Genomic DNA, 11,698 nt, shown 5'->3' with positions numbered 1-11,698 from the left:
ATAGATACGTTGCCGGATTTATACTTCTTTAATAATCAGCTCCTCTTCGGCAAAGACCACCGAAATGTTTACACCATTGTCATTTTCTACCGTAAAGTGTCCATCCAGTTGCTGACAGAATCCTTCCATCAGGCTAAATCCTAAAGAGTTGGTTTCGGAAACGTCGAAATCTGGCGGCAAACCCACACCATTGTCCGCCACGCTCAATAGTATACTTTTGGGTTCAATACGCTTCAGGGTTAGGTTGATTTGTGCCTCCTGTTGATTGGGAAACGCATACTTAATTGCGTTTGTGATGGCTTCATTCAACAGTAAGCTCAGCGGAACAGCCTGGTTCACGTTTAGCTGAATGGGGTCGATCCGCAGGTCAAAAACGATCTGGTGATCTACGTCAAAAACTCTTTTGAGATAATTAATGAATTCAGGAACGTAACCCGCCATATCGACGGCCGCTACGTTTTCCGATTGGTACAGCCGCTGGTGGATCAACGAGATCGCCTGCATCCGCTGTTGCATGTACCGAATCGCACCCACTGCAGCCGGGTTTTCCTGGTACGCGGACTGCACATTCAACAGACTCATGACGACCTGCAAGTTATTTTTTACCCGGTGGTGTACCTCTTTCATGAGCCATTCTTTCTCCTGGAGCAGCTTGTTCTGCCGCTCGAGCAATTGCTGGAGCGCCGTGTTTTTTTGATGAATGACTGTCTGCTGGGCCTGAAGTTGCTGATTACTTTTCTGCTTGAGTCGGTAGCCTTTATAAAGCAGGCCGACAATGGCACACAGTAATGCCACGCCCGTTAGGGTTATGTTTCGCGTAAACGTAGCCTGTTGCAACTGGGCTTGCTGGATCTGTGACTGTTTTACCAGCAATTGAATATTTTTCTCTTTCAGCTTGATGTCTTTGTTTTTCTTTTCGGTTTCGAAACGTATTTCGAGCTGGTTGATCTGTCGGCTCTTGGACTCATCGACCAGCGAATCGCCCAGCGCTTTAAACTGTTGGTACTGCGTAATAGCCGATAAATAATTACCCTGAGCCGAATCCAGTCTGAACGCCCACAAATGACTAATCATCAGGCCGGCTCTTAACTGGGTTTGCTCGGCAATAGCTCGGTGAGCCTTCAGATACTTTTGAGCCAGTGCATACTGTTTGGTGGCGAAGTAAAATTTGATCAGGCTCAGATAGGCGACCCGTTGCAATTCCTCACCTAACTCATGGCGGGTTACTAAGGTTACTAATTGATTACAGTAGCGCTGACCCAGCGAGTATGGCTTCAAGGTTCCGTAAATGGTAACAAAACTGGCCATCACCCGAACCCGGTTGTCAATGTTTATCGGTGCGTAGCGTTCAGTAATATCTCGGAGAAAGACCAACGCTTTTTTCGGTTGGTTCAAACGTAATAAACTGTTGGTGATGTTCAAGGCCAGTACATGTACAGTATTGGCATCGTGATGCTTTCCCGCAATGGTCAGCGCCCTGCGAAAGTATGTATCCGCTTTTACGTATTCTTTTAGTTCATAATAACTGATGCCCAACTGATTGTACAGGGTGCTCATCTGAAGCGTGCTATCGTTAAGCGTTTCGCCGGTCTGAATCGCCAGCAACCCATACCGAATGCCTTCTTTCAGGTCGCCCGCTGAGGCTGAAGTGGCACCCAACAGCCCATAAACCCCCTGCAACTGACGGTAATGCACCGACTGATACAGAGTGAGTGCCTGCTTTAGTTCGTTTAAAGCCTGATTGTAATCGCCCATCGACTGGTGCAGATCGCCTAATTCCTTTAAGCAGTCGGCTTCATGTTTGGGTGATTTTCCCTGAAAAATTAGTTGCGCTTTCCTGACTAGCTGAATGCGCTTTTGTAATTCCTGACCCGTTAAATCATAGTTTCGACTTAGTGCGAGGTAGCTTTCTCCAAGCGCTTTCCAGTCCTTGTTGCGCGTGAAAACAGCAATGGCGCGCTGCAGAAACGTCTTCCCCCGTTCGAGATCGCCTTTTTCCCGATATACCTGTGCCAGCAACCGAAGCGCGTTTCCCTGGCCTTTGTCGTACGGAATGGCCGTGCTTAAAAGCATCGCTTCCTGTACGAGCGACAGCGCCTTGTCCAAATCTGCGGCCTGCTCGCCGGGCTTAACGATATACGCTTTAGCGGTCTCCAGGAACTGGTTGATTCGATTGGTGTCAGCTACCGTATAATCCGCTGACTGGGCAGTCAGCGGATTATACGGTAGAAAGAAAGCGCTCACAAAAAGCAGTATTTTCAGCATGTGTCCAGATTCTGTTAGAACCCAAATCGCCCGGCTTGGATGGAACGGTGACTCGTTAGTCTGATCAATACGCTTAATTTGAGCTTTAGGTTGCGTTCCAAAATGAGTTATTCGCCACCGTTGTCAGTTCCCTCCGGAAATCATGATATACTCCCTAGCAATCTGTGTATCAGAAGGTATTTAAAATTAACTGAATTCCCTGGATTCTCCCAATAATCGGTTGTTGACCGTTCAGTCTTCTGTATAATCCAGCTCTTTCCCATAAGTCTCAGTCATCGTAATCAACGAGAGAAGTGCTAAAGAAAAGCTAAGGATGGCCACAATGGAAGCTGCGTTTATAACGCCAACTACGGGCTTCATGGCCTGGAACGCTGGGATGCTTAGCAAGGTGGTCGCCCGAACGTTGTTGGCTACGGAACTTGTTGCGGTGGCCCGAAGATCAGTACCGAAACTTTCAGCCGTTATGGTCAGGAACATGGCAATGTAGCCAATGCCAAAACCCATACCGAAACAAAGCCAGTAAAAGGTATCGGCCGAGTCGGCGACGGCAGTTAGATAACAGTAGAGTAGAACGGCTGTCATTCCCATCATTAGACCGATGGCTTTTTTGCGCGACTTGAGTATCTGGCTCAGCAAACCACTGAATAGATCACCTACTACAGTACCGGCGTAGGTAAACATGATACATCGCCCTGGCTGAATTACCTCCTCGATACCAAGCACTTCACCAAACTCATTGCTGAACGTAGCCAGCAGACCAAGAACGAGATAGGTAGGGAGGGCAATGCCCATGCAGCGCAGATAACGAAGTGCCCGGGCGCGGGTACCAAACAAGGCCCAGAAATTACCGCGTGCGCTTTTACGCTGCTGTGTTTTTCGAAACAGGCCTGACTCAAGCACGTTTACCCGCAGGGCCAACAAGCCCAAACCTAAGCCACCCCCCACAAAGTAAGTGATGCGCCAGTTGAAAAGCGTAACCGTAAAATAGGCTACCACCGCGCCCAGCAAACCAACGCTGGCCACCAGCGATGAGCCGTATCCGCGTACTTCTTTAGGCAGAATTTCGCTTACAAGAGTAATACCCGCGCCGAGTTCACCCGCCAGTCCCAGACCCGCAACGAATCGTAGCCAGGCATACACGTCGGCATCCTGAACAAATCCACAGGCGATGTTGGCCAGCGAATACATCAGAATAGAGCCGAAGAGAACCGACATACGCCCGCGCTTGTCGGCAAGTACTCCCCAAAGAATACCGCCTACTAATAAACCTGCCTGCTGAAAATTGAGAATTTTTCCACCAACAGCCGATATGGCAGCTTCTGACAGGTTGAGGTCCTGCAAACTCGGAACCCGTACGATGTTAAATAATACGAGGTCATACACGTCTACGAAATAGCCTAAGGCGGCTATTAAAACAGGAGCTGTGAACAAGGAACGCCAAACGACGGGCGTAGCGGGGGAAAGCGTTGATGATTGCATAGGATTATGAGTAGCTGCCCAAATCAGGTGGTTAATACGTAGTAGTGAATGTGGTATGGTCTCTGCCGAATTGGTGTTCTGTCCGGGCAGGTACGATAAAGGCGGATTCGGTGGGGACCTTTAATGCTGCTTAAGCGGTTTTGTTTTGCCTAACACCAGTTCCGGTGGTGAATGAATGTCCATTACGCTACGGTATAAGCATCGTTAACGCGACATATCCGTTGGGGTGGGTTCGTTTGACGGAATAGGTTTGGTTTCGCCATTGCTGATCCAACACGCCGACGTACCACAACGAAGCTTTTCTTTCTCTGTAAGCTGATGGTGATAGACGCGGCTAGGCAATACGGCGCCCTGTTAGCCCTGTAGCGGCAATCATGCCGTTCTGCCCACACCCCAGGGTCCGGCTTAAATAAATACCGAAGGGTACGTCAATCTGTTGGCTAATGATTATAAACTGTTAACGAGCTAGTTTACTGTGCTTTCGGCTATAGAAAAAGTAGATGAGCAGTCCAAGAAGCAGCCACAAGGCCAGTCTGTACCAGCTTTCGACCGGGAGCGAATACATCAGATACAGACAAACCAGAACTCCCAGTACCGGAACCAGTGGCACAAATGGCGTTCGGAAAGAACGGGGGTGATCAGGAAGATTTACCCGAAGGAGCCATACGCCAATACAAACCAGACAAAAGGCGAATAGCGTTCCGATGCTGACCATGTGTCCAAGATCGCTAACCGGAACGAAGCCTGAAAAAAGGCTTACAAAGCCCATAAAAAAGAGGTTTGTTTTCCAGGGCGTACGGAATTTTGTATGTATCTGACTGAAAAAGGAGGGAAGTAAGCCATCTTGGCTCATGGCGTAGAATACGCGGCTCTGGCCCAGCAGCATCACTAGCATGACAGACGTATAACCCGCCAGGATAGCAACGATCAGCGCCGTTTGCAACGAATCGTAACCGGTTTTGGCGAAGGCTGTAGCCGCCGGTTTAGCATCGTTGGCAAATTCAGTATAGTTGACCAGACCAGTCATTACATGGGCAAACAGCACGTAGAGAATTGTGCAGATGAACAGGGATCCCAAAATGCCAATCGGCATTCCTTTCTGCGGATTACGGGCTTCCTGAGCAGCGGTAGAAACGGCATCAAAGCCAACAAATGCGAAAAAGACAACAGCAGCCCCTGTAGCAATACCACTCCACCCGAAATGCTCATACTGACCGGTGTTGGCCGGAATATAGGGAACGTAGTTTTGTGGGTCAATGAACTGCCAGCCCAGCGTAATAAAGAGTAAAACCACGGCTACTTTCACTATCACCAGCAGATTATTAATTAGGGCGGACCCCTGCGTACCCAAAATCAGAATTAAAGAAAGTATACAGACAATTAGAACGGCGGGCAGATTTATCAGGCCATTACTGATGTGGGTGCCATCGCTGAGTTGTAATGCGTCAAAGGGCGAACAAATTAACCGGGGCGGCAAATGAATACCGTATTTACTCAGAAATTCAAGCAAATACCTCGACCAGCTAACCGATACAGTGGCTGCGCTCAGGGCGTATTCCAGTACGAGATCCCAGCCAATGATCCAGGCGATAAACTCGCCCATGGTCGCGTAGGAATACGTATAGGCGCTGCCGGCAATTGGAATCATGGAGGCAAATTCAGCATAACATAAACCGGCAAAAATGCAGCCCACGGCTGCGATTACAAACGAGATGGTGACGGCAGGACCCGCGTGCTCGGCCGCGGCAATGCCCGTCAGGGAGAACAGTCCGGCCCCAATAATGGCGCCTATGCCTAACGCCACCAAACTGATCGAGCCCAATGAGCGTTTCAGAGAGCCGTTTTTGCCGGTGGTATCTTTCAACAAGGCACCGATGGGCTTTTTAGCCCACAATTGATTTTTCATAGCTGGATAATGGATGTAAGCCAATAAGGCGTGATTAGGGTAGCCAATGGAAAGCGGTAATCCTGTTGGCGAATTGCATTTCAAGCTGCAAAGATCCCTACGGAATCAGGCCGTTTCCATCCCTGAAAAAGGGAGTATGGTCTACCCCCAAATGGGGACTCTAAAGCGAAATTTACGAGCCGCTTTCAATCTGGACTGCTCATGGTAAGGTACATCTGGTTCCGGCCCCACTAATGGTCAGTTCCTAAGTTGGCAGAGCTAAAAGAACATATAAAGCCGCTACGTTCCCGATATTGTTTCATGCATTTTCTTGAAATGCTATGAAGGTAAGGTGTTGATTGTGTGGGGGTTGTTCTATGATGATGGATGCGTTATCCTCTGGGTGAGGGACTGATTTCCCCACTTTTGGGGATGGTAGGCCGCCTGCCCGACAGCCAATTTTGCAGTCTCGTTTTGACGCAGGTCAATTGAAAAGGAGTAAACCAACTACAACCATGAACATTTCACTCAGAGAACAAGTGGCCGGTAAGAAAATATTGGTGGCTACTTTTTCCGCCGATGGTCATTTTAACCCACTGACTGGTCTTGCTAAGCACCTGCAGGAAGCCGGTTGCGATGTACGGTGGTACACGTCAGACATCTACAAAAAAAGGCTTGAAAAATTAGGCATCCCTCATTTCCCGGTTTTAGCCCATGAAGATGTTAATGCCGATTCGGTAGATGAGCTGTATTCTGAAAGAGCGCTCCTTACCGACGTAGGTGATAAAGCTAATTTCGACATGCTGATTTTTGGCAAGCTGTCAACCAGTTATTTGCAGGACCTTCGGCAAATACAACAAATCTTCCCATTCGAACTGGTCATTGCCGACAGTTTGTTTTCGGCCATACCGCTGATTAAAACCCAGCTTAATGTGCCGGTGCTGGCGATTGGTGTGATTCCGCTGGCTGAAGAGTCGAAGGATACTGCACCTTTCGGACCGGGTCTCTATCCGCCTGCCAATGAGGACGAACGGAATGCCTACGCTCTGATGTGGAAGCACTTCAATGAAGTAGTATTCAAGGAATCAATTGATGCCTATGCCGCCATTCTGAGCGAGCATGGAATTACGCCCGGGAACTCATATCTGTTCGATACGCTCATCAAGCACGCCGACCTGTATCTGCAGATTGGCACTCCATCCTTTGAATACCAACGAAGCGATTTGGGTGAAAATGTCCGCTTTATCGGGGGATTGTTGCCTTATTCGTCCGACCAGCTTGATCGGTTCTGGAACGACGACCGCTGGCGAAAGTATAAACGAACCGTGCTGGTCACTCAAGGCACGGTGGAACGCGATACAGCCAAATTAATTGAACCGACGCTGGATGCGTTCCAATACAGCAGTGATACACTGGTCATTGCCGCTACCGGCGGTAACAACACGGAGCAACTGCGAGAAAAATACCCGTGGGACAACATCATCATTGAGGACTATATACCGTTTCGAGTCGCGATGACCTACGCTACGGTATACGTAACCAACGGCGGATACAGCGGTACGTTGCTGAGCATTGCCAATCAGTTACCCATTGTGGCGGCTGGCTTACACGAAGGAAAAAGCGAGATATGCGCACGCATTGGGTATTTCAAAATCGGTATTAATCTGAACACGGAAACGCCAACCCCACAGGCCATACGCGATGCGGTAGAACAGGTCATTCAGGACAATACGTACCGGGAAAACATTGCCCGGCTGGCCCAGGAAATGAGTGATTACAACGCAAAAGAACTTTGTGTACAGTACGCGCTTCAGGTCATCAACGAGCATAGTCAGCAGTTGTCGGTGCACTGAGATAAGAGTATCAACTGAATCGAACGATTCTGTAGCTGGTTAAAAGGATCTTGTCAAATGGCTACGGATCTTTTTATAAAGTCTTCAACAATCTAAAATGAGAATATTGTGTCTACAGGCAGTGGCTTGTTTAATTGCAGGTTCTACCTCTTATCAACAACCAACTCCCCCAAAAAAACCGGCAGAATTGGTTAGGGCGCTGCGCCCGTCGAGGCACGCAGCAACGAACTACAAGATGCCATCCAATGGTTCTGATACAGAAAATCAGGTCATTACAATAGCCGATTATCGACGATCGATTCGGTCGCAAAACTATAAGCAACATAACAGTTCTGTTGCTGATGCGGCTATATGTATTCCAACCAATAAATCAATCAGTCAGCGCAGCTATAAATGGCAAAATCCGGAAAAGCCAGCTGCCCAAAACGGTCAGTAGACTAAGCAACGACTAAGCGCAGACCACGCCGGATCCTTTTTTATTCACAGGTTAATTTTAGTATGAAAAAGCAAATCGTAACGCCATTGATTATGGCGACAAGTCTTATTATTCTGTCAACAGCGTTTTTTTATGGCTGTGATAGGGACAACGAAAATACCCCAGGCAATCAAGGGGTAACGCGCGGACCGCAGGTAAAAGTTGGGAACGGAACCGCCCAAAGTTTTATCAAACTCGATCAATCAGGCAAGGCTACATCAATCGGTTTCACCATGACCCGTGGTGCGCTTGACAATCTGCCTCAGCAGGGTGAACACGGGGCCATTTCGTACGAATTGCCATTACCGGCCGAAAAACAGAAAACGGCGTATGACCACATCTCGCTGGACTGGGCCCCGCATGGTCATATGCCTAACGGGGTATACAATGTGCCCCACTTCGATATGCACTTTTACATGATTAGTCAGCAGCAACGAGCGGGCATTAAACCGGGAACAGCCGAAGCGGAAAAACTGCCGGATGCCAGCTTTTTCCCGCCCAACTACGCATCGACACCCGGTGAAGCAGAGCCTGCTATGGGCAAACACTGGGTAGATCTTACCTCATCCGAACTGAAGGGTGCTCCGTTTAAAACGACCTTTATTTACGGCAGCTATAACGGTCAGGTGATTTTCCACGAGCCGATGATGGCGCATAAATGGTTATCGACGGAGCCAGATACGCTCATCACGCTATCCAAACCGGCCACTACGCTCAATGCGAGTGCTTACCCAGGAGCCTACACCGTTCGGTACGATAAAGCCAGCCGAGTTTTCACCATTTCACTGGAGCTGACTCAAAAACAGTAAGCCGATTGAGGACATAAGCCTGTAAATGTGGGCTTATGTCCTTATATGAAAATAGCGGTTGAGTCGGATTACTCTGTGGTCATAAACGCCATTTGTTTTGTTGCGTATATAGGTAAGCGTTAGGCAAGTTTCGAAAAGCTATTGAGGAAATTATGAAAGGAGATGCGCTGGTAGATGTAGAGCAGCAGAATGAACTGCTCCTGGTTAAACTGAATCGTCCCGACAAGCGGAATGCAGTGAACGAAGAACTGCTTCTTTGTCTTGAAGCGGTTTTCTCGGCCGTTCCTACCGGTATAAAGTGTGCTGTATTACACAGTGAAGGACCACACTTCAGTGCCGGACTCGATCTGAACGAACTGAAAGAACGCGATCTGATTGACGGCATGCAGCACTCCAGAACCTGGCACCGGGCGCTGGATCAGATTCAGTTTGGACCCGTGCCCGTGGTGGCCGTGCTTCGTGGCGCCTGTATTGGTGGAGGACTTGAAATTGCCGCTGCCTGCCATATTCGCGTGGCTGAACAGGGTACGTTTTACGCCCTGCCGGAAGGGCAGCGGGGCATTTTTGTGGGTGGCGGAGCCTCGGTTCGCCTGCCGAAGCTGATGGGCATGGCCCGGATGGCCGATATGATGTTTACTGGGCGAATGTTGACGGCGGACGAAGGGCTCACGCTAGGGCTATCGCAGTACATTACCCCACCGGATGCCGGATTAGCCAAAGGCATCGAACTGGCCCGTAAGATCGCGCAGAATACGCCCATGACGAACTATGCGTTGATGCATATTTTGCCCCGTATTACCGATTCGGCTCATGCCGAAGGGCTGTTACTCGAAAGCTTGACGGTGGCCATGGCTCAATCCTTACCGGAGGCTAAACAGCGCTTGACGGCTTTTTTGGATGGCAAAGCGCCGAAAGCATTTCAGTAATGAACTAACCGTCTTCCCGCAATAACCTTTCAGATTCTTATGAAATTTCCTTGTAAAACTGTCGCCTTTGGCCCGGTCAAAACTAAGATGTACCACGAAACCGACGGTACGATTCGGTTACGCGCTGACGAGCCGCTGGCACCCTATCCGGAGAAAATGACCGAAAAGTTGCGCTTCTGGGCTGATCGGCAGCCGGATACTACGTTCCTGGCTCGCCGAAACGCCAGGGGCGAATGGGTTCATCTATCATATGGGCAGGCGCTCCGGCAGGTTCAATCACTGGCCCAATGCCTGCTGAATCAGGGGCTTACGGTGGACGATACGATCGTTATTCTGTCAGAAAATAGTCTGGAGCACGCGCTCCTGGCGCTGGCAGCTATGTACGTTGGGATTCCGTACGCACCAGTTTCGCCCCAGTATTCGCTCGGATCAAACGGATTTGAACGGCTTACGTACTGCCTGCAACTCATGACGCCCAGGCTCGTTTTTGCGCAGAACGGGCAACTCTATGAACAGGCACTTGCTCTGGCGAAATCGCTATTGCCCGACGTTATTATCCTGACGGCTGAGCCAACGGGTAACACAAATTTCGAAGAATTGCTCCAGACCGAGCCTACAGCCGCCGTGGAAGAAGCCTACCAGCGCGTTGGGGCCGATACCGTCGCCAAGATTTTGTTTACGTCGGGGTCAACGGGTGTTCCCAAAGGCGTCATCAACACCCACGGCATGTGGAGTGCGAACCAGCAGCAGATTTTGCAGGCGTTTCCTTTCCTGGCTACCCAACCGCAGGTATTGCTGGACTGGCTGCCCTGGAATCATACCTTCGGTGGTAATTATAATTTCGGGCTGGTGCTTTATAACGGGGGTACCCTGTATATCGATGACGGAAAACCTACACCCCTCGGTATCGAAACAACGGTTCAGAATTTACGGGATGTTTCGCCGACCATGTATTTCAATGTGCCCAAAGGCTTTGAGATGCTGATCCCCTACTTCGAACGAGACTGGGCCTTGCAGACGACTTTTTTCTCCCGGCTTAACTTACTGTTTTATGCCGGAGCTAGCTTGTCGCAACCTGTTTGGGATCGCTGGGAAGAACTGACGATCGAAGCAACCGGGCAAATCATTCCAATCGTTACGGGCTTTGGCTCGACCGAATCGAGTCCTTTGGCCATAATTGCCAACCGAACCGACAGTTTTGCGGGACTTCTAGGCGTACCCGTGGCCGGTCTGGATCTGAAATTAGTGCCCGACAGCAACAAGCTGGAGGCCCGGTATAAAGCGCCCAACATCACCCCCGGTTATTGGCGCGATGAGATAGCAACCAGTAGTGCGTACGATGAAGAGGGCTATTACAAAACAGGGGATGCCGTTCGGTTTCTGGATGAAAATGACCCCGACAAGGGCCTTATCTTTGATGGTCGAATCGCTGAAGATTTCAAGCTGTCTACTGGCACCTGGGTTAATGTCGGTATGCTGCGGGAGAAAATTATTGCAGTCGGTTCTCCGCTCGTGCAGGATGCCGTGATGGTGGGACTTAACCGTGATTACGTAAGCGCGATTTTATTTTTCAACCCGGATGCCTGCCGGGAGCTGGCGGGATTATCCGACGACGTATCGACCCGGGACGCTTTTTTGGCACCGGCCGTTACGGAATTTACGGTCCAGCTGCTGAAGCAGGTGAACCAGACCGCGCGCGGCAGTGCCGACCGCCTGGAAGTGGCCGTAGTTGCGCTCGAACCGCCCGCAGCGGATCGGGGCGAAATCACTGATAAAGGGTCACTGAATCAGCGCGCTATTCTGCATAACCGTCCGCATTTGGTAGGTATGCTGTATCCTGAAAATGGTTGGTTGACCGCAGCTGATGCCCAAAATACGGTTGCCGTGACGACGGCAAATGCATTGTCTTGATGAACTGTAGGCGTACTTAAAATCAACATTGACAACTGCTTTTTCTTCAGAGCTGACCCGCCTAACTCCTGCCGTACTGGTGGCTATCGACGCAC

The 11,698-nt window shown here is 49.8% G+C and carries 7 protein-coding genes; 4 read left to right on the top strand and 3 right to left on the bottom strand.

Going from position 1 to position 11,698, the window contains the following annotated elements; genetic code table 11:
• Nucleotides 1–18 precede the first annotated feature (18 nt).
• The 3 genes from BN8_RS15445 to BN8_RS15435 all read right to left on the bottom strand — a co-directional run bounded on the left by BN8_RS15445 (nucleotide 19) and on the right by BN8_RS15435 (nucleotide 5,650).
• Nucleotides 19–2,265: a tetratricopeptide repeat-containing sensor histidine kinase gene (locus tag BN8_RS15445; RefSeq protein ID WP_009282839.1), complete on the bottom strand. Its 2,247-nt coding sequence runs from the start codon at nucleotides 2,263–2,265 to the stop codon at nucleotides 19–21.
• A 231-nt stretch (nucleotides 2,266–2,496) separates the two neighbouring features.
• The gene (locus BN8_RS15440; protein WP_009282838.1) at nucleotides 2,497–3,744 is read right to left on the bottom strand and encodes an MFS transporter; all 1,248 of its coding nucleotides are present in this window, start codon (nucleotides 3,742–3,744) and stop codon (nucleotides 2,497–2,499) included.
• A 457-nt stretch (nucleotides 3,745–4,201) separates the two neighbouring features.
• A complete protein-coding gene (locus tag BN8_RS15435; RefSeq protein WP_040005845.1) occupies nucleotides 4,202–5,650 on the bottom strand; it encodes an amino acid permease in 1,449 nt (482 codons plus the stop codon).
• Nucleotides 5,651–6,144: 494 nt separating this feature from the next.
• On the opposite strand from BN8_RS15435, the gene BN8_RS15430 reads away from it, so the two are divergent.
• The 4 genes from BN8_RS15430 (at nucleotide 6,145) to BN8_RS15415 (ending at nucleotide 11,603) form a co-directional block, all read left to right on the top strand.
• Nucleotides 6,145–7,482: a glycosyltransferase gene (locus BN8_RS15430; RefSeq protein WP_009282836.1), complete on the top strand. Its 1,338-nt coding sequence runs from the start codon at nucleotides 6,145–6,147 to the stop codon at nucleotides 7,480–7,482.
• Nucleotides 7,483–8,010: 528 nt separating this feature from the next.
• On the top strand, nucleotides 8,011–8,766 hold the full coding sequence (locus tag BN8_RS15425; RefSeq protein ID WP_192579055.1) for a DUF5602 domain-containing protein: 756 nt from the start codon (nucleotides 8,011–8,013) through the stop codon (nucleotides 8,764–8,766).
• 152 nt (nucleotides 8,767–8,918) lie between these two features.
• Nucleotides 8,919–9,692, top strand: coding sequence for a crotonase/enoyl-CoA hydratase family protein (locus BN8_RS15420; protein WP_009282834.1), 774 nt, complete (start codon nucleotides 8,919–8,921; stop codon nucleotides 9,690–9,692).
• Between the two features lie 39 nt (nucleotides 9,693–9,731).
• Complete coding sequence (locus tag BN8_RS15415; protein ID WP_009282833.1) at nucleotides 9,732–11,603, top strand: feruloyl-CoA synthase; 1,872 nt, start codon at nucleotides 9,732–9,734, stop codon at nucleotides 11,601–11,603.
• The last annotated feature ends 95 nt before the right edge of the window (nucleotides 11,604–11,698 follow it).

The organism is Fibrisoma limi BUZ 3, from assembly GCF_000296815.2.
Classification (GTDB): Bacteria; Bacteroidota; Bacteroidia; order Cytophagales; family Spirosomataceae; genus Fibrisoma; species Fibrisoma limi.
Note: the sequence above shows the minus strand (reverse complement) of the source record. Positions and strands in the feature narration are given on the sequence as shown.

Excerpts from the sequence above, each read along its gene's own strand:
- BN8_RS15430 (WP_009282836.1), top strand. The coding sequence starts at position 6,145 with ATGAACATTTCACTCAGAGAACAAGTGGCCGGTAAGAAAATATTGGTG.
- BN8_RS15420 (WP_009282834.1), top strand. The coding sequence starts at position 8,919 with ATGAAAGGAGATGCGCTGGTAGATGTAGAGCAGCAGAATGAACTGCTC.
- BN8_RS15415 (WP_009282833.1), top strand. The coding sequence starts at position 9,732 with ATGAAATTTCCTTGTAAAACTGTCGCCTTTGGCCCGGTCAAAACTAAG.
- BN8_RS15435 (WP_040005845.1), bottom strand. The coding sequence starts at position 5,650 with ATGAAAAATCAATTGTGGGCTAAAAAGCCCATCGGTGCCTTGTTGAAA.
- BN8_RS15440 (WP_009282838.1), bottom strand. The coding sequence starts at position 3,744 with ATGCAATCATCAACGCTTTCCCCCGCTACGCCCGTCGTTTGGCGTTCC.
- BN8_RS15445 (WP_009282839.1), bottom strand. The coding sequence starts at position 2,265 with ATGCTGAAAATACTGCTTTTTGTGAGCGCTTTCTTTCTACCGTATAAT.
- BN8_RS15425 (WP_192579055.1), top strand. The coding sequence starts at position 8,011 with ATGGCGACAAGTCTTATTATTCTGTCAACAGCGTTTTTTTATGGCTGT.